This window comes from Myroides oncorhynchi, from assembly GCF_020905415.1.
GTDB classification, from domain to species: domain Bacteria; phylum Bacteroidota; class Bacteroidia; order Flavobacteriales; family Flavobacteriaceae; genus Flavobacterium; species Flavobacterium oncorhynchi_A.
The window spans coordinates 2,776,521-2,799,156 of sequence record NZ_JAJJMP010000001.1 but is presented as its reverse complement, the minus strand read 5'-3'; the positions used below and the strand labels follow the sequence as shown (position 1 = coordinate 2,799,156).

The following is a 22,636-nucleotide window of genomic DNA, read 5'->3' as shown; positions in this document are numbered from 1 at the left end:
GGTTTTATTTAAAATAAGGTAGCCAAAAATAGCCAAAAAACAACTCTAAAGAGTTAACCTACAACAAGTTTAATACTTCCATTTTTTTTTAATACAATTTTCACAAAAAACAAAATCACCAACATTTCGTTTTTTTACTTAAATTAAGACAAGGTTCTCATGTCAACAATAAAAAAACAAATATCAACAACCTTTTTTATCAAAATACCGCGAAAACCAAAGCGTATTCACATGTTGTGATGTAAGCCCTTGAGTATCGTTTTTCTTAAATACAAGGTATAACTCGTTTAAAAACCAACAAACACCATTTATATGAACCCTAACTCATAAAAAAGAGCTGCATTAGCAATACAATGTCATTTTAACCCAGAATAAGTGATAGACATATAAACGAAAAGTAATTATACAAGATAGGTCTGAATGAACGATACAAGCATACTGTAGTATGGTTTTAGAGCTAATAAAATAGCTATGAAGTAGAATTGCTTTGTAGTATTTGGCTAACGCTGATTCTGGGTTTAACCCCAAATAAGTGATAGACATATTAAAAGAACAACCATCTAGACCAATTACCTAAAACAAAGAGGGTGACCTTACAGGACACCCTCTTTGTTATTATTAAGTATTTATAGACAATTGCATTGCCTTTTATTTATCTAATCGCTTATCTATAATTCGAGAGAAATAATCTTGTATAAATGCTTTACATTTTTTCTCTAACAATTCCATTTCTTGATTCTTTTTACTAATTAAATTAGTATTCATCCCTTTGTCATTGATATCATAGAATCCAGTTATCTCTCTTCCATTAAATCTTGCGATATAATTCCCTTCTTGATAGATGTATTCATTCACTCCGTAGTTTATCGTGTAAGGCTTAGTTATAGTATCATTGACTAAACTTCTTCCCCAACTTCTAAAAGGTTTATCATATCCTATTAAGTCTAGTACGGTTGGGTAGATATCTATTTGTTGGGCTAATCTCTTATCCACTCCTTTTAATCTCTCATCCGGAGTATAAATAAGAATAGGTACAGCTGCGCGATTCACTAGCTCTTTATATTCATCATAGTCAGACTGATTAGTGTGATCTGCGGTAATAATAAAAATTGTATTCTTAAACCATGGTTCTTTACTACTCTCTTCGAAGAACTTTTTAAATGCATAATCTGTATACCCTACAGTCTTGTGTATTTGTTGATTTCCTTTTGGAAACTTACCTTCATACTTAGCCGGAATATTAAATGGCTCATGTGATGATACGCTAAATAATGTAGCGAAGAATGGTCCTTTTTTCTCACTTAAGGTTTGTTTCATAAACTGGAAGAATGGCTCATCCCATATCCCCCAAGTACCATCGAAATCATCATCATTATTATACTCTGTTTTACCATAATAATGATCATATCCAAGTATATTACCAAATCCTAAGAATCCCATAGAACCGTTAGGTGCACCATGGAAAAATGAAGTATCATATCCCTTAGACTTTAAAGTAGAGACTAACGACTCTATCTTCTGTTTAGGATAAGGCGATGATGTAAAAGCATCCTTAAACGAAGGAATACCTGCTATCACTGATGATACACCATGTATAGATTTATACCCATTAGCAAAGGCATTAGGAAATATCAAACTGTGCTGTGATAATGAATCTAAAAATGGAGTATAACTCTTATAATCTTTAATATTCATATCCTTATTAAAAGCCCCAATATACTCACGTCCGTAACTTTCTGTGATAAATAACACGATATTAGGCGTACTCGGTTCATTTGTATTGTACTGTTTCACACTACTCACATACTTATTAAGTGTAGCCTTATCCATATAGTCTACTTTCTTAAAGCTACTAGTACCTAGTGTACGTATGATAGCAAATGGAGTATTTAAGATAACATCAGCATGCTCTGGCTTCTGCACATATCTATTAGCATCTATAATATTTAGAGGACGAGTTGATTTCTTAAGATCTCCTCGAACTCCTGCTAACACCCCTACTCCAGTCAAAATAAAAATAATAACACTTGATATCCAATAAGCACCTTTAGCTTCTACTTTTAAATATCTAGTGAACTTCACTTTCTTATATAGATATACCCATGCTATACATAGTGCGATACAAATCAAGAATACATGCCAATAACTAGTCAAGAAATTAAAAAACAACTTGCCTTTATTTGATTCGTGTTCTAAACTATCGAAAACAGCTATAGTAGTACGAGAATAGATAAATCTATAGTAAATTAGATCAATAAAGTTAGTAGAATACGCAATCAAGTTTGGTATAATATACACATAGAACACCACCTTCTGATATCCTTTTTTTGTATTGATAAACAAGGGCACTATAGATAGTAATATAAACAGAAGATTGACATAAAAAATCGCCATTCTATCAAATGTAATTCCGTGGTAGGCCAACTCCATAAACTGACCAAAAGAATCTACATGTAATAAATCACTATTGTAGAAATAAAATAAGGTACGTGCGATGAAGTAAAAGAAAAAGGCTAAGAATAATCTATATCCTATCACTAACACCTCATTTAATCGATATCGATTAGAAATCATAAGTATTTATTTTTTAGAAACACAAACTTAATCATTTCTATTTTGAATTACAGAACTAGACAAAGCATTTTACATTCCATTAGCATAATTATCTACTTTCGATAATTTATCCTAGTCAAAACAAAGTTTTTTTAGACTTATTGCTCACTATTTTACTTAGAATAAGAAATAGACATATAAACGATAAGAATTATGAAGTAGAATAACTTTGTAGTATATAGCAAATGCTGATTCTAGGTGTAGGTAAATTAGATACAAACATGCTATAGCCAACTCTTAACATTAATGAATCAGTAAATCAGACAATAATTTATAGCTAAATATAGGATGTTATAAAAATAGTTGACTTTTAACACTCATACCCACAAAGCTTTAACTATCAACACAATAACATTATACAAACTAACCTACTAGGTCAAAATTTTAAAACAATCAAATCACAAATTAATAAGACAGCCTAGGCATTTTGAATAACTAAGTTATAAATTAAAATATAGTATAAATGAAAGATATTGGATAAAATAAATTCTATTTTAAATATTAAGATAACCCCACCATCTAAACAGTAATAAAGCTTACTTTATCTACCTAAAAGTAATTATTCTTAAAATTAAATTTCCCGAATTATCCGATATATCATATAGAAACTTCGATACACTTCATATTTCAAATAAAAACAACAGCATCTGAATATCAGTACCTTAAAAACAAGACACCTAATTTAACCTCATTTTACTAGAATAACGAATAATGTAATTTAGAAGAAAATCAACTACAAGAATAGCAATCAAAATATTTAAAACTTGTCAAGTATACATTAAATAGAGAAAATCTTATATTTTTTTCGTACTTTGCGTTTAGCTAATTAATGATAACATGATAAATCCTACAAGACTTTTTGATATTCCCTATTTGCAGAATGAACATTTTCCACTAGCTGCGGCACTAGTTACTAAGGTAAATGGAATATGGGAAAAAACATCCTCACAGGAATATATAGACAAGGCTAATATGGTTTCGCGTGCCTTACTACGTCTAGGTATAGAAGCAAATGATAAAATAGCTGTCATCTCAACAAATAACCAAACTAAATGGAACCTTTTAGATATTGGTATTTTACAAATTGGCGCTCAGAACGTGCCTATCTACCCTACTATCGCTGCAGAAGACTATCAGTTTATTCTGAGTCATTCTGAGGCTAAGTATTGTGTTGTTTCTGATCAAGAAATCTATGACAAACTAATGAGTGTTAGAGATCAGTTACCTGAATTAAAAGGTATCTGTTCTTTTGATCATATTGAAGGTTGCAAAACTTTTGATGAAATTCTTGAATTAGGAAAAGACGAATCTAATCAAGCAGAAGTAGATCGAATTAAAGATTCTATCACACCTGATCACTTAGCTACGCTAATCTATACCTCAGGTACTACAGGTAGACCTAAAGGAGTAATGTTGTCTCATAACAATATACTATCAAACGTAATCGGCAGTTGGGATAGAGTTCCTTTTGGTCGTGAAGATCACTATAAAGCACTTAGTTTCCTACCGTTGTGTCACGTATTTGAAAGAATGCTTATCTATCTATACCAATTCTCAGGAACGTCTATTTACTATGCAGAGTCTATCGATAAAATGGGAGATAACTTAAAAGAAGTTAATCCTAATGTGATGACTGTAGTACCGCGTCTATTAGAGAAAGTATACGATAAGATATTCGCTAAAGGTTCTTCTTTAACAGGAATTAAAAAGCGTATTTTCTTCTGGGCACTTGAACTTGGATTTAAATATGAACCTTATAAGAGAGGCGCATTCTATAACTTCCAATTAAACATCGCTAGAAAACTAGTCTTTAGCAAATGGCAAGAAGGACTAGGTGGAGAAATGAAAATTATCGTTTCGGGTAGTGCTCCTCTTCAAGCTCGCCTATCGAGAGTGTTTAATGCTGCAGGTATCCCTGTGATGGAAGGATATGGTCTTACAGAGACTTCTCCTGTCATCTCAGTAAATGATGCTCGAAATGGTGGATTGAGATTCGGAACAGTAGGGCGTCCCTTAAATAACGTAGAGGTAAAAATAGCAGAGGATGGCGAGATACTGTGCAAAGCTCCAAACGTGATGATGGGATACTTTAAAGACGAAGAAAAAACAAATAGCGTTATAAAAGATGGTTACTTCCATACAGAAGATATCGGTAAGATAGACGAAGACGGATTCTTACATATTACAGATCGTAAAAAAGAAATGTTTAAAACTTCTGGAGGTAAATATGTAGCTCCGCAGATGATCGAAAATATGATGAAACAATCTCGTTTTATCGAACAAATAATGGTAATCGGTGAAGGAGAAAAAATGCCAGCAGCGTTTATCCAAATTGATTTTGACTTTGTAAAAGAGTGGGCTCGTCGCAAGAGATATGACATCGGTACTACAAATGAAGAAATCGTCAAAAACCCTAAAGTTATTGAGCGTATATCAGCAGAGATAGAAGAAATCAACAAAAAATTTGGTAAATGGGAACAAGTTAAGAAATTCGAACTTACTCCAGATGTTTGGAGCATTGATAGCGAGCACTTAACCCCTACTTTAAAACTACGTAGACGTATTATCTTAGCTAAACATCAAGACCTTTACGACAAAATCTATAGAGGTTAATTAAAAAAAATTACACTTAACGAATAAATATTTCAAAAATAGTATGCAAGCATACTATTTTTTTTTATATTTGAATTATTCAATACAATATGAAAAACACAACAATCGACTACGTATTAAGAGCAACATGGCAAGCAGTGGCTAGAATGTACAATGAAGAAGCGTCTAAATATGATGCTACGATGTCTCTTGCATTTGCACTTTTAAGTATAGATAAAGAAGGAACTCCCTCTACTCTATTAGGACCTAATATGGGGATGGAAGCAACTAGTCTTACACGCACACTGAAAAAATTAGAAGAAAATAAATTAATCACGCGTGAGAAGAATCCAAATGATGGTCGTGGTGTAATCATTAAACTTACTCCTCTTGGTTTAGAAAAGAGAGAGCTTTCAAAAGCGAAAGTAAAGCGATTTAATGAAAAAATACACGCACAAATATCTGAAGAAAAAATCAAACACTTTATGGAAGTAACTGAAGTTATCAATCAGTTAATCAATGACAAAGGTATTTTTGAAGACAAATAATTGTCGTATATTATCCAAGTGTTACAATAATTTAAAAACCAAAGAACAATAAAATATGAAAAGAATAATTAAAAAGGTAGCAGTAGTAGGATCTGGTGTAATGGGATCAGCTATTGCTTGTCATTTTGCTAATATTGGACTAGAAGTATTGCTTCTTGACATTGTACCTAGAGAATTAACTCCTGAAGAGGAAAAAAAAGGACTTACATTAGAAAGTAAAGCCGTTAGAAATAAAATAGCAAGTACTCACTTAGCTAATGCACTTAAATCTAAACCTGCTCCTATCTATTCACAAGCTTTTGCTTCACGCATCGCAGTTGGAAATATCGAAGATGATTTAGTAAAAATAAAAGATTACGACTGGGTAATCGAAGTTGTAATCGAAAGATTAGATATTAAAAAATCTGTCTTTGAACAGATAGAAAAATATAGAAAACCAGGTTCATTGATTACTTCGAACACATCAGGTATTCCAATGAAACTAATGGTGGAAGGTCGCTCAGAAGATTTCCAAAAACACTTCTGTGGAACGCACTTCTTCAACCCTCCGAGATACTTACAATTATTTGAGATTATTCCTGGACCACAAACTGCTCCAGAGGTACTTGAATTCTTCCAAAAATACAGCAGTCTATACTTAGGTAAAACACCTGTATTATGTAAAGATACACCAGGATTTATCGGTAACCGTGTAGGGGTATACTCTATGGCTATGGTAATGCAATTAGCTCAAGAGATAGGATTAACTATCGAAGAGGCTGATACATTAACCGGATCTATCTTAGGTCGTCCTAAAACAGGTACATTTAAGTTAGGAGATTTAGTAGGTCTTGACACAGCAATCAATGTAACTAATGGACTAAAACAAAACTGTCCTGCTGATGCAATGATCCAACAAGTAAAAGACAGCAAACCATTAAACTTCTTATTAGAAAACAAATTCTTAGGTGATAAATCAAGAAAAGGATTCTACTATAAAGAGATTGACAAAGAAGGAAAGACTAATCGCTATGCATTAGACTTAGAAAAATTAGAATATCGCCCACTAGAACGCGCTAAAATAGCAGTTCTAGAAACAGCTAAACAAGCTGGTGGAACGAAAGCTAAATTGGCTTTATTATTAGCAGATCAAACAAAAGCTGGTGAATTAATCAGAAAACACTTTGCTTCATTATTTGCTTATGTTTCTCAACGTGTTCCAGAAATTACAGATACCCTATTCCCTATCGATGATGCTATGCGTACAGGATATGCATGGAAATACGGACCATTCCAAACGTGGGATTTGGTAGGTATCGACAAAGGTATTGCTTTAATAGAGAAAGAAGGATATACAGTAGCTGATTGGGTTAAAGAACTTGCTGCTTCTGGAGCGAAGAGTTTCTATAAAGTAGAAAACGGTAAAAAACTATACTACAACCAAAACACAAAAGCTTTTGAACCAATTCCTGGACAGGATGCTTTCATTATCCTTGACAATATTAGAGCAACTAATAAAGTATGGGGAAATAGCGAGGCTTCTTTAATTGACTTAGGAGATGGTATTGTGAACTTAGAGTTTCACTCTAAAATGAATACAATCGGTGGTGGAGTATTAGCAGGATTAAATAAAGCTGTTGAAATCGCTGAGAAAGACTTCCAAGGATTAGTAGTAGGTAACCAAGGTAGCAACTTCTCTGTAGGGGCTAACTTAATGATGATCTTCATGATGGCTGCAGAGCAAGATTGGGATGAATTAAATATTGCGATTAAAACGTTCCAAGATACAATGATGAAAATGCGTTACTCTGGTATCCCAGTAGTAGCTGCTCCTCATGGAATGACTTTCGGTGGTGGATGTGAATTAAGCTTACACGCTGATAAAGTAGTAGCTGCAGCTGAGACTTATATCGGATTAGTAGAATTCGGTGTTGGACTTATCCCTGGTGGTGGTGGTTCTAAAGAGATGACTGTGAGAGCTGCTGACCTATACCGCAAAAATGATGTGGAATTAAATACATTACAAGAGCATTTCTTAACAATCGGTATGGCTAAAGTAGCTACATCTGCACAAGAAGCTTTTGATTTAAATATATTACAAAAAGGAAAAGATATAGTTGTCGTAAATAAAGACTTACAAATTGCACAAGCAAAAAGAGAGGCTTTAGTAATGGCACAAGCTGGATATACACAACCTGCTCTTAGAAAAGACATCAAAGTACTTGGTCGTCAAGCATTAGGAATGTTCTTAGTAGGAACAGACAGTATGTTAGCTGGTAAATACATCTCTGAACACGACCGTAAGATCGCTAATAAATTAGCGTATGTAATGGCTGGTGGAGATTTATCAGAACCTACTTTCGTTACAGAACAGTACTTATTAGACTTAGAGAGAGAAGCATTCTTATCACTATGTGGAGAACGCAAAACGCTAGAGAGAGTTCAGTATATGTTGAAAAATGGTAAACCATTAAGAAACTAATCTTTAACCAATTAAAACGACAGACAAATATGAAAACTGCATATATAGTACAAGGATATAGAACAGCTGTGGGTAAAGCGCCTAAAGGTGTATTCAGATTTAAAAGACCTGATGAACTGGCTGCTGAAACTATCGAATACCTAATGAGTAAACTACCAGAATTTGACAAGACTCGTATAGACGATGTTATGGTAGGTAATGCAATGCCTGAGGCAGAGCAAGGATTAAATATGGGACGTCTAATCTCTCTAATGGGATTAAAAATAGATGATGTACCTGGTGTAACTGTTAACAGATACTGTGCCTCAGGAATAGAAACTATCGGGATGGCTGTAGCTAAGATACAAGCCGGAATGGCTGACTGTATCATCGCTGGTGGTGCGGAGAGTATGAGTTATATCCCTATGGGTGGATATAAACCAACTCCTGATTATGGCGTAGCTAAAGAAGGACACGAAGACTACTACTGGGGAATGGGACTTACTGCTGAAGCTGTAGCTAATCAATTTGGTGTTTCACGTGAAGACCAAGATGTATTTGCTTACAACTCACATATGAAAGCACTTAAAGCACAGGCAGATGGTAAATTTGACAATCAAATCGTACCAATTACTATTAATGAGGTATTCATTAATGAGAAAGGTAAAAAAGATAGCAGATCTTATACGGTAACTAAAGATGAAGGGCCAAGAGCTGGTACATCTATAGAAGCGTTAAACAAACTTAGACCAGTGTTCGCAGCTGATGGATCAGTAACGGCGGGTAACTCATCACAAATGAGTGATGGTGCAGCCTTTGTGATGGTGATGTCAGAAGAAATGGTAAAAGAGTTAAACATCGAGCCTATCGCTCGTATGGTGAACTATGCCGCAGCAGGTGTTGAACCTCGTATCATGGGAATCGGACCTGTAAAAGCAATTCCAAAAGCGCTAAAACAAGCAGGGTTACAACTAAAAGACATCGACTTGTTCGAATTAAACGAAGCGTTTGCTTCTCAGTCTTTAGCTGTAATGAGAGAATTAGATATCAATCCAGATATCGTGAACGTAAACGGAGGTGCTATCGCACTAGGACACCCTCTAGGATGTACAGGTGCTAAACTATCTGTGCAATTATTCGATGAGATGAAACGCCGCGGTTCTAAATACGGAATGGTTACAATGTGTATCGGTACAGGACAAGGTGCTGCTGGAATCTACGAATTATTATAGAATGCTATTAACCAAAATAAAAAAAAATATATTATGAGTAAAGATATCATTAGAGGAGGTCAATTCTTAGTAAAGGAAACTAAATGTGAAAACATATTCACTCCTGAAGACTTCACAGAAGAGCAAGTAATGATGCGTGAATCTGTAAAAGAGTTTATCGACAAAGAAATATGGCCAAATAAAGACCGCTTTGAGAAAAAAGATTACGCATTCACAGAATCATCTATGCGTAAAGCAGGAGAACTTGGACTTTTAGGAGTTGCAGTTCCTGAAGCTTACGGAGGGTTAGAAATGGGATTCATCTCTACAATGTTAGTATGTGATTACATCTCTGGAGCTACAGGTTCTTTCTCAACAGCTTTTGGTGCTCATACAGGTATTGGTACTATGCCAATTACGTTATATGGAAACGAAGAACAAAAACAAAAATACGTTCCTAAATTAGCTTCAGGTGAATGGTTTGGTGCTTACTGTTTAACAGAGCCAGACGCAGGATCAGATGCTAACTCTGGAAAAACAAAAGCAGTATTATCTGCTGATAGGAAACACTACTCTATCACAGGACAAAAAATGTGGATCTCTAATGCTGGGTTCTGTAATGTATTTATCGTATTTGCGCGTATCGAAGATGATAAAAATATCACTGGATTTATCGTAGAAAACGATCCAAGTAACGGAATTACTTTAGGAGAAGAAGAGCACAAATTAGGCATTAGAGCTTCTTCTACTCGTCAGGTTTTCTTCAGTGAGACAAAAGTTCCTGTAGAGAATATGCTTTCTGAAAGAGGAAACGGTTTTAAAATAGCAATGAATGCATTAAACGTAGGTCGTATCAAATTAGCAGCAGCTTGTTTAGACTCACAACGTCGTCTAATCACACAATCTGTAAGATATGCTAATGAGCGTATCCAGTTTAAAACACCTATCTCATCTTTCGGTGCTATCCGTACTAAACTAGCTGAGATGGCAACTAATGCTTATGTAGGTGAAGCAGCATCATATAGAGCTGCAGCAGCTATCGAAGAGCGTATCAACCAACGTATCGCAGAAGGCAATACACACCAAGAAGCAGAATTAAAAGGAGTGGAAGAATTCGCTATCGAATGCTCTATTCTTAAGGTTGCTGTTTCTGAAGATGTACAAAGTTGTGCAGACGAAGGAGTACAAATCTTCGGAGGTATGGGATTCTCAGAAGACACACCAATGGAAAGCGCATGGAGAGATGCTCGTATCTCTCGTATCTATGAAGGTACTAATGAGATCAACCGTATGCTTACTGTAGGTATGTTAATCAAAAAAGCAATGAAAGGACACGTAGATTTATTAGGACCAGCTATGAAAGTAGCTGACGAACTAATGAGTATCCCAAGCTTTGACGTTCCTGATTATTCAGAATTATTTGCTGAAGAAAAAGAAATGGTTAGCAAATTAAAACAAGCTTTCTTAATGGTAGCTGGTAGTGCAGTTCAGAAATATGGACCAGAATTGGATAAACACCAAGCGCTATTAATGGCTGCTTCAGATATGTTAATCGAAATCTATATGGCAGAAAGTGCTATCCTTAGAACTGAGAAATTAGCTAAACTTAAAGGAGAAGCAAATATTAAAGAACAAATCGCTATGGCTCAATTATACTTATATCACGCTGTAGATATCATCGGATTAAAAGGAAAAGAAGGAATCTCTTCTTTCACCGAAGGTGATGAGCAACGTGTGATGTTAATGGGACTACGCAGATTTACAAAATATGTGAACCTACCAAATGTAAATGCACTTAGAGAAACTATTGCTACTAAATTGGTAGAGACTAACGAATACGTATTCTAATTATAGGATACAGACAATTTGGTTTAGTTTGTTTGAAAAAAACCGTCACTTTTCTTCTGAAAATGGCGGTTTTTTGTTTAAATACTACATTGACTATCCAATTTAAAGACCAGAGTAGAAACAAAACACAACTTAACAATCACATATAAAGTATTTTATATAAAAACAATCAAAATATTTCATCTTTTATTTCACTATAATCATCTAAAAAGATTACTTTTGCACCATAATTTTTTATACTTAAAAGATATTTACTGTGGAAAACGCAAATGCTTTAAAATTGATTAAAAAGATTCAATCAGATCTAATTGCTGATGGTCTTGTTGTAGAAAACATTGTAGCAGATTTACAAAAACTTAGAGAATTTGCTTTACTTGAAGAGAAACCTGTGTTAGTTAAGTCTATCCGCTTAGCATACGAACACATTCAAAACAACAATGCATTTTTAATTGCAATTCCTTCTGATGAACCAGTTGAAGAGGAAGAAGAAGGAGCTACTAAATCAGAGCAAGAAGCTAAAAATGATTTAGAAAGCTTACAGTATTTATTATCTTTATACAAAGACATCGATAATAAACATAACTTAGAAGATTTAAGAGACTACAACACTCGCTTATTAGCTTTCTAATTATAAATGTTAATCATAACACAAAAGCCTAACAGAATTCTTGTTAGGCTTTTTTTGTTCTCATAATAAAAGTATATTAGCATACTTAAAACTTCTAATTCAACAAGGATGCTTAAATTATTTAAAATCGTAGCCCTACTAGAGGGACTATCATTACTAGCGCTACTTTTTATCGCTATGCCATTAAAGTATATCTGGGAACAACCAGAGATGGTAAGAATAGTAGGAATGGGACACGGAGTGTTATTCATACTATATATAGTAATGGCAACTGTACTTAAAGGAGATGAAAAATGGAGTTTGAAGAAATATGGATTAATTTGTATTGCATCAATCATTCCTTTTGGGACTTTTGTAATGGAAAAGAGATTACTAGAAAGTAAAGCATAAAAAAAAGGTAAGTCTAATTAGACTTACCTTTTTTTATGCAGCGATATCGCATCTGTAACAATATCTAAATGATCAAATGCCAAATCAGGCAATTCATCTATATTAAACCAAGCTAACTCTTTAGCATCATCAGCAGCTTTACCAACAATATCCCCTGCTACCTCACCATAGAAAGCAACAGTAACCATATGTGATCTCGGATCTCTAAAAGGCTTGCCATAAGCTTTAATTTGTACTAACTCGTTAACCGCTATTGATGTTTCCTCAACTAATTCACGCTTAGCAGCGACAACTAAATCCTCATTTTCGTCTACAAAGCCCCCAGGTAGAGCCCAATAATCGCGAAATGGTTCATTTTTGCGCTTTATTAATAAAACATGTGAATTACTTGAAGATTTTTTAAACAAAACAACATCTACTGTAACGAATATCTTTGAAACATATCCCATATTATATATCTTTTATGAAACAAAAGTAAAAAATATATCACTTTTTACAAAAAAAAGTAAATTTCTGTTTCTATTACAAATCTTTACCGTATATTTGCTCCATAAGCGATTAGTAAATAGTGTGATTATTTTAGATCACATTTAATGGAAATTAAAAAGACAACTATGAAAAAATTAACATTACCGTTATTGGCTTCTGTATTAGCTTTTGGTGCTGTTCATGCTCAAAGTCCTTACAACAAATGGTCTATTGACTTAAATGGAGGATTTGCTAAACCTGCAAGAGTTTTATCTTCAGGATACACAGCTGAGACTTTCAAAAACTTACACTTAGATGGAGGTGTACGTTACAGTTTAAACAATAAGTTTGGTATTAAAGCTTCTTTTGGCTATGATAAATTAGACAACTGGACTAATGATGCTGACTTAAACACAAACCACTACAGAACAAGCTTAGAAGGGGTTGTTAACGTTGGAAGACTTTTAAACTTCGAATCTTGGACTAAAGTATTAAACGTACAAGCTCACGCAGGGGGAGGTTACTCTTGGATGAATGGAGATAAGTTAGAAGGAACTGACAACATGGGACACTTAATGGCTGGTTTAACTGGACAAATTAAAGTTCACCCACGTGTTGCTTTAAACGCTGACTTCACAGTTATTCAAAGTTTACAACAAAACAATACTTGGGACGGATTAAACGCTACAAATCGTTCAATCGCTCAAGGTACTATGTTTAATGCTTCTGTTGGAGTTTCTATCTATTTAGGTAAAAACGGACAACATGCTGACTGGTATGTTGCTGAAGAAGAAGACAACAAATTGTTAGGTGAAATCGAAGGAAGAGTTTCTAAAATCGAAGGTATGCTTGTTGACTCTGATGGAGACGGTGTAGCTGATTACCTAGACTTAGAGCCTAATACTCCAGCTGGTGCTTTAGTTGATTCTAGAGGTAGAAATATCGATAAAAACAACAATGGTATCGCTGATAACATCGAAGCATACATTGCTGAGAAATATGGTAATCAACCAGAGAAAGCTGTAGCTAACACTGGAGATGCTAACATGATTAAAGAATTAATCAACAAAGGATATGTAGCTGCTTACTTTGACTTTGATAAATCTCAACCATCAAACGTTGACGGAATCAACTTCATCGTTAACTACTTAAAAGCTAATCCTAATGCTTCTGTAGAAGTTCTTGGATATGCTGATGCAGTAGGAAACAAATCTTACAACAACAAGTTATCTGAAAGACGTGCAAATGCTGTTAAAGATATCTTAGTTAAATCTGGAGTTTCTGCTTCTAAAGTTTCTGCTAAAGGAAACGGAATTGATGATGCAGTATCTAAAGATTCAGCTGCAGCTCGTAGAATTGCAAGAAAAGTTGTTTTCAAAATTAACTAATTTTAGAATTCAATTTTAATCATATTAAAGCGCAAGATTATTCTTGCGCTTTTTTTGTTTATAATAAGTAACTTTGCATTACTTATTTAAGCAACTATGAAATTTAATCTAAATTCAGAATACAGCCCTACTGGTGACCAGCCTCAAGCTATAAAAAAACTAGCAGACGGAATCAATGCAGATGAAAAATATCAAACATTAGTTGGTGTTACTGGTTCTGGAAAAACTTTTACTATAGCTAATGTAATTAAAGAAGTCAACAGACCTACTCTAATTCTAGCACACAATAAAACGCTTGCAGCTCAATTATATACAGAGTTTAAAAGCTTTTTCCCAAACAATGCGGTCGAGTACTTCGTATCTTACTACGACTACTATCAACCTGAGGCTTTCTTACCTGTTACAGGTACTTATATAGAAAAAGACCTATCTATCAACGAAGAGCTTGAAAAGATGCGACTAAGCACTACCTCTGCCCTACTATCAGGAAGAAGAGATATTATAGTGGTAGCTTCTGTTTCTTGTCTATATGGTATCGGAAATCCAGTAGAGTTTCAAAAGAATGTTATTGCACTAGAAGTAGATCAACAAATAAGCAGAACTAAACTATTACATCGTTTAGTACAAAGCTTGTATGCAAGAACAGAAGTTGAGTTTACTGCTGGTACATTTAGAATAAAAGGCGATACAGTAGAGGTATTTCCTAGTTATGCTGATAATCCTTTTAGAATACACTTCTTTGGAGATGAGATAGAAGATATTGAGGTTTTCAATCCAAGTACTTCAGCAGTTATTGAAAAATACACTAATCTTACAATCTATCCTGCTAATATGTTTGTTACATCACCTGATGTATTACAGGCCGCTATATGGGAAATACAACAAGACCTAGTCAAACAAGTAGATTACTTTAAAGAAATAGGAAAACACCTTGAAGCTAAACGCCTAGAAGAACGTACTAATTTCGATCTTGAAATGATTAGAGAGTTAGGGTACTGTTCAGGAATTGAGAACTACTCAAGATACTTAGATGGTAGAGAACAAGGAACACGTCCTTTCTGTTTGATTGATTACTTTCCTGATGACTACTTAATGGTAATAGACGAGAGCCACGTAACAGTATCCCAAGTACACGCAATGTATGGAGGAGATAGGTCACGTAAAGAGAATCTAGTAGAATACGGTTTTAGACTACCTGCCGCACTTGACAATAGACCACTTAAGTTTGAAGAATTTGAAGCTATGCAAAATCAAGTCGTTTATGTATCAGCTACACCTGCTGATTATGAACTACAAAAATCAGAAGGAGTCTATGTAGAGCAATTAATACGACCTACAGGTCTATTAGATCCGATTATCGAAATAAAACCTACAGAAAATCAAATAGATGATTTGATTGAAGAAATTCACAAGAGAGTAGAAAAAGATGAGAGAATCCTTGTTACAACTCTAACCAAGCGCATGGCTGAAGAATTAGCTAAATACTTCACCCGTGTAGGGATTAGATGTAGATATATACACTCTGATGTAGATACATTAGAACGTGTTGAGATTATGCAAGACCTACGTAAAGGGCTATTCGATGTACTAATTGGAGTTAACTTACTAAGAGAAGGACTTGACTTACCTGAAGTATCTCTTGTAGCGATATTAGATGCTGATAAAGAAGGTTTCTTACGAAGTCATAGATCTCTTACCCAAACAGTTGGTAGAGCTGCTAGAAACGTTAATGGCCGCGCTATCATGTATGCGGATAAAATCACCGCTAGTATGCAACGTACTATAGACGAAACCAACTATAGACGTGAGAAGCAAATGAACTTTAATAAAAACAATAACATTACACCAACAGCTATTGTAAAGAAGATCTCTAGTGAATTAGTCAAAGCCTCTTATGAAGATTTACAAAAAGAATCTATTCTTCAAGCTACAGAAGAAACTCTGAAGTACAAAACTAAAGCTGATATTGAAAAGATTATTAGAACGAAAAGAAAAGACATGGAAAAAGCAGCTAAAGATCTTGATTTTCTAAATGCAGCTCGATTAAGAGATGAAATAAAAGCTTTAAAAGACAAACTGTAGATATTTTAATTACCTTTGCAAAAAGACATTGAATGAACAATAACGATATATTAAAGAAACTGAGAGTCGCTTTACAATTACGCGACGATCAAATAGTAGAAATTCTAGAGTTAGTTGATTTTAGAATTTCGAAAGCTGAAGTTGGAAGTCTATTTAGAAATGAGGATCATCCTAAATACGTAGAATGTGGAGATCAGATTCTTAGAAACTTCTTAAACGGATTAGTTATCCACTTAAGAGGAACGAAAGAAAATCCTAAAAATCCAACAGAAGTACTTACCTCTAATAAAGCAGAAGTAAAACCCTTTAAAGAACAGAAGAAGACTGAAAGTAAAGGCAAATCTTACGCTAAACCTGCTAACAAATCTGCAGACAATAAAAAGAAAAGTACTTTTAACAAAAAGGACTTACCTAAATCTCCTTTAGCAGGAATTAAATTTAATAATGGTAAAAAATCAAAATAATAAAAAAAGCTATTCAGTTTATTGAATAGCTTTTTTATTTCCCTCTACCCTTACACGACAGAACAAATACAATAAAAAAGGCGAACTCAAATGAGTTCGCCTTTTCCTATAACTTTTAAATCAATTATGATAAAGCAACTTTAACTTGGTCTGCAGCTTCTTGGAAAGCGATAGCAGATAAGATTGGCATACCTGATTGGTCAATGATTTCTTTTGCTAATTCAGCATTTGTTCCTTGTAAACGAACAATGATTGGCACTTTAATATCATCTCCCATGTTTTTGTATGCATCAACTACACCTTGAGCAACACGGTCACAACGAACGATTCCTCCGAAGATGTTAATTAAGATAGCTTTTACGTTAGGATCTTTTAAGATAATACGGAAAGCGATTTCAACACGTTTAGCATCAGCAGTTCCTCCTACGTCTAAGAAGTTAGCAGGCTCGAAACCAGCATACTTAATTAAATCCATAGTAGCCATTGCTAATCCAGCTCCGTTAACCATACATCCTACAGTACCATCTAAATCTACGTAGTTTAATCCAGCTTCTTTAGCTTCTACTTCGATTGGTCTTTCTTCAGTTGTATCTCTGTATTCAGCGTATGTTTTTTGTCTGTATAATGCGTTATCATCAAGAGTAACTTTTGCATCAACAGCTAAAATCATGTTATCTGAAGTTTTTAATACTGGGTTGATCTCAAACATAGAAGAGTCACTTCCGATATATGCTTTGTATAAAGCATCTACGAACTTAACCATTTCTTTGTGTGCATTTCCAGATAATCCTAAGTTAAAAGCAATTCTTCTAGCTTGGAATCCTTGTAATCCTACAGCAGGATCAATTTCTTCTTTAAAGATTAAGTGTGGAGTATTTTCAGCAACTTCTTCGATATCCATTCCACCTTCAGTAGAATACATAATCATGTTACGTCCTTTAGCTCTATCAAGTAATACTGACATGTAAAACTCACTAACTTCACTTTCTCCTGGGTAGTAAACGTCCTCAGCAACTAATACGCGATTAACTTTTTTACCTTCTGGTGGAGTTTGCGGAGTAATTAAATCCATACCGATAATGTTACCAGCGATTGTTTTTACTTCGTCTAAGTTTTTAGCCAACTTAACTCCTCCTCCTTTACCTCTTCCTCCTGCATGGATTTGAGCTTTAATTACATACCAACTTGTTCCAGTTTCTTCTGTAAGTTGTTTTGCTTTTTCAACTGCTTCTTCCGCGTTGTTAGCTACTAATCCACGTTGTACTCTTACACCGTAGCTAGCTAATATTTCTTTACCTTGAAATTCATGTAAATTCATAGTGTGATACGTTTAGCTTTTAATTTAAACAGTTACAAAAATAACAATTCAGTTTGAAAAACCCTAATTTAATTAAGGTTATATACTTTGTAACTATAAATTAACCTTGTTAATTATTTATTCTTTAATTTTAATCTATTCTTTTAGAAGATATCAGTATCTCCTTTACCAACTCTGATAACTTCTGGTTCCTCTCCTGAGAGATCGATTACTGTTGAAGCTTCATTATTTCCATACCCTCCATCTATAACTAAATCGACAATATTCTGCCATTTCTCGAAGATTAATTCAGGATCGGTAGTATACTCCAGTATTTCATCTTCATCGTAGATAGAAGTAGACACTATAGGATTACCTAATTTTCGCACTATCTCTCGTGCAATATTATTATCAGGAACACGAATACCTACTGTTTTTTTCTTCTTAAAATCCTTAGGCAAGTCATTATTACCTGGTAGAATGAATGTATATGGACCTGGCAATGCCTTTTTAAGTATTTTAAACGTAGATGTATCTATTTGTTTCACATAAGTTGAAATATTGCTCAAATCATGACATATAAAAGAAAAGTTAGCTTTCTCTAACTTAACCCCTTTTATCTTGGCTATCTTCTCTAAAGCTTTTGAATTCGAAATATCACATCCCAACCCATATACGGTATCTGTTGGATAGATAACTAATCCTCCATCTCTTAATACCTTTACTACTTTATCTATCTCTTTTTCACTTGGATTCTCAGGATAGATTTTTATAAACTGTGACATACTTACTATTATTAGTTTACTTAAATTTACTATAAAACTTGAAGCTTAGCAAATCTCAGAAGTAGTTTTTTGATTCCACCTACATCGAATTTAATTTCTGCTTTCTTATCCGCCCCCATTCCTTCTAATCCTATAATAACTCCTTTCCCAAAGCGCTCATGCATTACAGTTTGTCCCACCACTAAATCTTGATTCCCATTTGTCAAACTGGTCACTTTAGCACTTGAAGCATCTACTGGTTTTAGTTTCCTAATATTTCGATTCTCTCTTGGTTCTTCATTATCTGTAACGTAAGCAGGTGGAGTACCTCCTACAGGTTTAGTTAATCGCAGTTTACTCTTATCTACATCACCAAAAATATCTGCATTAATCGTCGGCTTATACCTATAGTTTGTCTCTACAGGAGTCAAATACTCTAGATATTCATCCTTGACCTCTTCTATAAAGCGCGAAGGATCACTATCTACTAATTTACCCCATCTATATCTAGATTGAGCATAAGTAAGATATGCCTGATGCTCTGCACGAGTTAGTGCCACATAAAACAACCTTCTCTCCTCTTCTAACTCACTTCTTGTATTCATACTCATCGCACTTGGAAACAAATCTTCCTCCATCCCTACACAGAATACCGTAGGAAACTCAAGCCCCTTAGCCAAGTGAATAGTCATTAACGCTACTCTATCATCATCTCCTGTATCTTTATCTAAATCCGTAGCTAATGCCACATCTTCCATGAACTCACTTAAAGCTCCCCTAGCACCGTCCACTTCTTTCTGCCCATCGATAAAGTCTTTAATACCATTTAGAAGTTCCTCTATATTTTCCATACGAGTGATCCCCTCAGGTGTAGTATCTTTTCGCATCTCTTGTACCAGTCCAGTCTTCTTCACGATATGCTCTGTTAACTGATAGGCATCCATTGTTGTTTCTAATGCTTGAAACGCCTTAACCATATTGCTAAAGTCACTCAACTTATTACGCGTTCCTGCAGTAATCTTCAAGTCGATTTTATCGATATGCTCTATAACTTCAAATATCGAACGCTTATAGTGATTAGCTGCTATAGTTAATTTATCCATTGTAGTATTTCCAATACCTCTAGCAGGATAATTTATCACACGCACTAGCGCCTCTTCATCCTTGGGATTAATCACTAATCTTAAGTAACATAATACATCCTTGATTTCTTTGCGTTGATAGAACGACAATCCTCCATATATGCGATAAGGGATATCTTTTTTACGCAGGGCATCCTCCATCGCACGTGACTGCGCATTGGTTCTATATAAAATAGCAAAATCACTATTGTTCTTTTGATTCTGCATTCTTTCTTCAAAGATTGTTGACGCTACAAAACGTCCTTCCTCTCCATCTGTTAAAGATCGGTGTACTTTTATTTTTGGTCCATTATCATTAGCAGTCCATACTACTTTATCTAACTTCACCTTATTGTTATCGATAACAGAGTTCGCCGCCTCTACTATATTTCTAGAAGAACGATAATTCTGTTCTAGTCGATACGTTTGCACCCCTTCATAATCTTTCTGGAAGTTCAATATATTGTTAATATTTGCCCCTCTAAAGGCATAGATACTCTGAGCATCATCTCCTACCACACAAATATTCTGAAAGCGATCTGACAACGCTCTTACAATTAAATACTGTGAGTGGTTTGTATCTTGGTACTCATCTACTAAGATATATTTAAATCTATTTTGATATTTTGACAACACATCTGGAAAACGAGTAAGCAACTCATTGGTCTTTAATAATAAGTCATCAAAGTCCATTGCACCTGACTTAAAACAGCGCTCTACATAATTCCCATATATTTCTCCAATACGCGGTCTTTTACTCATCGCATCAGCCTCCTGAAGTTCTGGATTATTATAATAAGCCTTAACCGTTACTAAACTATTCTTATATGAAGATATTCTACTTAATATCTCTTTAGGTTTATAGATATCCCTATCTAATTGCATTTCCTTAATAATCTGACTTATAAGACGCTGACTATCCTGAGAATCATAGATAGTAAAATTACTTGGATAGCCTAATTTATCAGCCTCAGCTCGTAGTATTTTTGCAAATACAGAGTGAAATGTACCCATCCACAAGTTCTTTGCCTCAGAACTACCAACTATCTGTGCAATCCTAACTTTCATTTCACGAGCTGCTTTATTAGTAAAAGTCAGTGATAAGATATTAAATGCATCCACTCCTTGGTGCATTAAATAAGCTATACGTAAAGTCAAAACCCTCGTTTTCCCTGATCCTGCTCCAGCGATTACTATCATTGGTCCTTCTTTTTGAAGTACAGGCGCTCTTTGAGCCTCATTTAACTGATCTATATAATTTTGCATATCTAATTTACTCGAAAGTGTCAAAATTACAATTACTATACCTTTATAACAAGTTTTTTACTGCTATAAAAATTAGCACTTAAAACAGAATATTCCATACTTTTGTTTAAAAAAAAATCGCAATGAGTATAGATTTAATACTACAGCTAGTCGCATATACATTTCCTGCGCTAGTCACGGCAGGTATAGCGTACATGGCTTTTAATAAAATACTGGAGAAACAAACCAGAAAAGACCTTTACCTATTAGAACAATTAAAGTCTCAAAGTACTGTAGATATACAAGCGTTGAAACTACAAGCTTTTGAACGCTTGGTCATTCTTGTGGAGCGAATAGACCTAAAGAAACTTGTTCTTAGAGTAAATCCAAACGCTGAGGATAAGAATCTTTACCTTATCAATCTGATTACGCATTTAGAACAGGAATTTGACTACAATGTTTCACAACAAGTTTATGTAAGCACAGAGCTTTGGCAAATATTAGTACAAACTAAAAATGATATTACTGAACTAATTCAACTAACTGGTGCTAATCCAAACATACTGGACGCAACACAATTAAGACAGGCTTTAATAACCAAAACGATTCAAATAGAACAAAAACTAGATGTCGTTAGAAAAGCAGTAAAACTAGAAGCAAATACAATTACAAAATAATAAAAAACACTATGAAAAAAACAATGATTGCTACTGCATTGATGATATGTGCTTTAGCCAATTCCCCAATCGTTAATGCTCAAAGCAAAAAAACAAATAATCTTATCAATAACATCACTCAAGATAAAGTAGCTAACGGACTTAAAGAAGCCCTAGATAAAGGAATCGCTGATCAAGTTAGCAAATTGTCTCAACCTGATGGTTTCTTAAAAAATGAGTTAGTTAAAATCGCTATGCCAGAGGAGTTTAAAAAAGTTGAAAAAGCTTTAAAAAGAATGGGAATGGGAAGTTTAGCTGATCAAGGCACTACTTTAATCAATCGCGCAGCAGAAAGTGCTGTCAAAGAAGCTACTCCTATTTTTGTAGATGCTGTTAAAAACATGACTTTTAGCGATGCTAAAGATATATTAATTGGAGGTAAATCTGCAGCAACTGATTACTTAAAGAAAAGTACTACTAAAAGTCTTTATGACAAATTTAACCCTGTAATTCAATCTTCACTATCAGATGTAGGCGCTGATGTAATTTGGGAAAAAATGTCAACTACGTATAACGCACTTCCTTTAGTATCTCCTGTTAATACTAATTTAACAGACTATATCACAACCCAAACAATGGATGGAGTATTTAAAATGATATCTATTGAAGAGAATAATATTAGAGAAAATATAGGTGGAGCTAGAAATACGAAATTACTAAAAGACGTATTCGCAATTCAAGATAATATAACAAACTCAACCAAAAATAACACATCAAACAATTCTACCAAGAAACAATTGATAAATAAGCACAAAAACAACTAAACAACTATACTAATTATTGTTTTTTGTACAAAAAAATAAAAATAACATTATTATAAC

At 34.3% G+C, this 22,636-nt stretch carries 17 protein-coding genes; 12 read left to right on the top strand and 5 right to left on the bottom strand.

Annotated elements, in window-relative coordinates; all coding sequences use genetic code 11:
* Positions 1 to 648: 648 nt before the first annotated feature.
* Positions 649 to 2,574, bottom strand: coding sequence for an LTA synthase family protein (locus LNQ81_RS12225; RefSeq protein WP_229947092.1), 1,926 nt, complete (start codon positions 2,572 to 2,574; stop codon positions 649 to 651).
* An 876-nt stretch (positions 2,575 to 3,450) separates the two neighbouring features.
* Between LNQ81_RS12225 and LNQ81_RS12220 the strand changes: the two genes are divergently transcribed.
* From LNQ81_RS12220 to LNQ81_RS12190, 7 genes are all read left to right on the top strand, one after another.
* Positions 3,451 to 5,226 carry an AMP-dependent synthetase/ligase gene (locus LNQ81_RS12220; protein ID WP_229947091.1) on the top strand — a complete coding sequence of 592 codons (1,776 nt, stop codon included), beginning with the start codon at positions 3,451 to 3,453 and terminating at the stop codon, positions 5,224 to 5,226.
* Positions 5,227 to 5,315: 89 nt separating this feature from the next.
* Positions 5,316 to 5,753 (top strand): MarR family winged helix-turn-helix transcriptional regulator, encoded by a 438-nt coding sequence (locus LNQ81_RS12215; RefSeq protein ID WP_229947090.1) that lies wholly within the window; start codon positions 5,316 to 5,318, stop codon positions 5,751 to 5,753.
* 55 nt (positions 5,754 to 5,808) lie between these two features.
* The gene (locus tag LNQ81_RS12210) at positions 5,809 to 8,214 is read left to right on the top strand and encodes a 3-hydroxyacyl-CoA dehydrogenase/enoyl-CoA hydratase family protein (RefSeq protein ID WP_229947089.1); all 2,406 of its coding nucleotides are present in this window, start codon (positions 5,809 to 5,811) and stop codon (positions 8,212 to 8,214) included.
* 29 nt (positions 8,215 to 8,243) lie between these two features.
* Positions 8,244 to 9,425 carry an acetyl-CoA C-acyltransferase gene (locus LNQ81_RS12205; protein ID WP_229947088.1) on the top strand — a complete coding sequence of 394 codons (1,182 nt, stop codon included), beginning with the start codon at positions 8,244 to 8,246 and terminating at the stop codon, positions 9,423 to 9,425.
* A 33-nt stretch (positions 9,426 to 9,458) separates the two neighbouring features.
* The gene (locus LNQ81_RS12200) at positions 9,459 to 11,252 is read left to right on the top strand and encodes an acyl-CoA dehydrogenase family protein (protein ID WP_229947087.1); all 1,794 of its coding nucleotides are present in this window, start codon (positions 9,459 to 9,461) and stop codon (positions 11,250 to 11,252) included.
* A gap of 256 nt (positions 11,253 to 11,508) precedes the next feature.
* Positions 11,509 to 11,880 (top strand): hypothetical protein, encoded by a 372-nt coding sequence (locus tag LNQ81_RS12195; protein ID WP_229947085.1) that lies wholly within the window; start codon positions 11,509 to 11,511, stop codon positions 11,878 to 11,880.
* A gap of 108 nt (positions 11,881 to 11,988) precedes the next feature.
* Positions 11,989 to 12,270, top strand: a complete 282-nt coding sequence (locus LNQ81_RS12190) for a DUF3817 domain-containing protein (RefSeq protein WP_229947083.1) — start codon at positions 11,989 to 11,991, stop codon at positions 12,268 to 12,270.
* 23 nt (positions 12,271 to 12,293) lie between these two features.
* On the opposite strand, the gene LNQ81_RS12185 is transcribed toward LNQ81_RS12190, so the two are convergent.
* Positions 12,294 to 12,719, bottom strand: coding sequence for an NUDIX domain-containing protein (locus LNQ81_RS12185; protein WP_229947081.1), 426 nt, complete (start codon positions 12,717 to 12,719; stop codon positions 12,294 to 12,296).
* 165 nt (positions 12,720 to 12,884) lie between these two features.
* Between LNQ81_RS12185 and LNQ81_RS12180 the strand changes: the two genes are divergently transcribed.
* The 3 genes from LNQ81_RS12180 to LNQ81_RS12170 all read left to right on the top strand — a co-directional run bounded on the left by LNQ81_RS12180 (position 12,885) and on the right by LNQ81_RS12170 (position 16,672).
* The gene (locus LNQ81_RS12180; RefSeq protein ID WP_229947079.1) at positions 12,885 to 14,126 is read left to right on the top strand and encodes an OmpA family protein; all 1,242 of its coding nucleotides are present in this window, start codon (positions 12,885 to 12,887) and stop codon (positions 14,124 to 14,126) included.
* A 96-nt stretch (positions 14,127 to 14,222) separates the two neighbouring features.
* A complete protein-coding gene (gene uvrB / locus LNQ81_RS12175; RefSeq protein ID WP_229947077.1) occupies positions 14,223 to 16,208 on the top strand; it encodes an excinuclease ABC subunit UvrB in 1,986 nt (661 codons plus the stop codon).
* Positions 16,209 to 16,240: 32 nt separating this feature from the next.
* Positions 16,241 to 16,672: a DUF1456 family protein gene (locus tag LNQ81_RS12170; protein ID WP_229947073.1), complete on the top strand. Its 432-nt coding sequence runs from the start codon at positions 16,241 to 16,243 to the stop codon at positions 16,670 to 16,672.
* A 124-nt stretch (positions 16,673 to 16,796) separates the two neighbouring features.
* Here LNQ81_RS12170 and sucC read toward each other — a convergent pair whose 3' ends face one another.
* From sucC to LNQ81_RS12155, 3 genes are all read right to left on the bottom strand, one after another.
* Positions 16,797 to 17,990 (bottom strand): ADP-forming succinate--CoA ligase subunit beta, encoded by a 1,194-nt coding sequence (gene sucC, locus LNQ81_RS12165; RefSeq protein ID WP_229947071.1) that lies wholly within the window; start codon positions 17,988 to 17,990, stop codon positions 16,797 to 16,799.
* 143 nt (positions 17,991 to 18,133) lie between these two features.
* Entirely contained in the window at positions 18,134 to 18,754 is a 621-nt protein-coding gene (locus LNQ81_RS12160) for an L-threonylcarbamoyladenylate synthase (RefSeq protein ID WP_229947068.1), read from the bottom strand.
* A 29-nt stretch (positions 18,755 to 18,783) separates the two neighbouring features.
* The gene (locus LNQ81_RS12155; RefSeq protein ID WP_229947065.1) at positions 18,784 to 21,120 is read right to left on the bottom strand and encodes an ATP-dependent helicase; all 2,337 of its coding nucleotides are present in this window, start codon (positions 21,118 to 21,120) and stop codon (positions 18,784 to 18,786) included.
* Between the two features lie 122 nt (positions 21,121 to 21,242).
* On the opposite strand from LNQ81_RS12155, the gene LNQ81_RS12150 reads away from it, so the two are divergent.
* Together LNQ81_RS12150 and LNQ81_RS12145 are read left to right on the top strand one after the other, a co-directional pair.
* Positions 21,243 to 21,776 carry a DUF7935 family protein gene (locus tag LNQ81_RS12150; RefSeq protein ID WP_229947063.1) on the top strand — a complete coding sequence of 178 codons (534 nt, stop codon included), beginning with the start codon at positions 21,243 to 21,245 and terminating at the stop codon, positions 21,774 to 21,776.
* Positions 21,777 to 21,787: 11 nt separating this feature from the next.
* Positions 21,788 to 22,579, top strand: coding sequence for a DUF4197 domain-containing protein (locus LNQ81_RS12145; protein ID WP_229947061.1), 792 nt, complete (start codon positions 21,788 to 21,790; stop codon positions 22,577 to 22,579).
* Positions 22,580 to 22,636: the final 57 nt, after the last annotated feature.

Bases quoted from the DNA above. Each gene is read 5' to 3' on its own strand.
- LNQ81_RS12225 (WP_229947092.1), bottom strand. From the start codon at position 2,574: ATGATTTCTAATCGATATCGATTAAATGAGGTGTTAGTGATAGGATAT.
- LNQ81_RS12220 (WP_229947091.1), top strand. From the start codon at position 3,451: ATGATAAATCCTACAAGACTTTTTGATATTCCCTATTTGCAGAATGAA.
- LNQ81_RS12215 (WP_229947090.1), top strand. From the start codon at position 5,316: ATGAAAAACACAACAATCGACTACGTATTAAGAGCAACATGGCAAGCA.
- LNQ81_RS12210 (WP_229947089.1), top strand. From the start codon at position 5,809: ATGAAAAGAATAATTAAAAAGGTAGCAGTAGTAGGATCTGGTGTAATG.
- LNQ81_RS12205 (WP_229947088.1), top strand. From the start codon at position 8,244: ATGAAAACTGCATATATAGTACAAGGATATAGAACAGCTGTGGGTAAA.
- LNQ81_RS12200 (WP_229947087.1), top strand. From the start codon at position 9,459: ATGAGTAAAGATATCATTAGAGGAGGTCAATTCTTAGTAAAGGAAACT.
- LNQ81_RS12190 (WP_229947083.1), top strand. From the start codon at position 11,989: ATGCTTAAATTATTTAAAATCGTAGCCCTACTAGAGGGACTATCATTA.
- LNQ81_RS12185 (WP_229947081.1), bottom strand. From the start codon at position 12,719: ATGGGATATGTTTCAAAGATATTCGTTACAGTAGATGTTGTTTTGTTT.
- LNQ81_RS12180 (WP_229947079.1), top strand. From the start codon at position 12,885: ATGAAAAAATTAACATTACCGTTATTGGCTTCTGTATTAGCTTTTGGT.
- uvrB (WP_229947077.1), top strand. From the start codon at position 14,223: ATGAAATTTAATCTAAATTCAGAATACAGCCCTACTGGTGACCAGCCT.
- LNQ81_RS12170 (WP_229947073.1), top strand. From the start codon at position 16,241: ATGAACAATAACGATATATTAAAGAAACTGAGAGTCGCTTTACAATTA.
- sucC (WP_229947071.1), bottom strand. From the start codon at position 17,990: ATGAATTTACATGAATTTCAAGGTAAAGAAATATTAGCTAGCTACGGT.
- LNQ81_RS12160 (WP_229947068.1), bottom strand. From the start codon at position 18,754: ATGTCACAGTTTATAAAAATCTATCCTGAGAATCCAAGTGAAAAAGAG.
- LNQ81_RS12155 (WP_229947065.1), bottom strand. From the start codon at position 21,120: ATGCAAAATTATATAGATCAGTTAAATGAGGCTCAAAGAGCGCCTGTA.
- LNQ81_RS12150 (WP_229947063.1), top strand. From the start codon at position 21,243: ATGAGTATAGATTTAATACTACAGCTAGTCGCATATACATTTCCTGCG.
- LNQ81_RS12145 (WP_229947061.1), top strand. From the start codon at position 21,788: ATGAAAAAAACAATGATTGCTACTGCATTGATGATATGTGCTTTAGCC.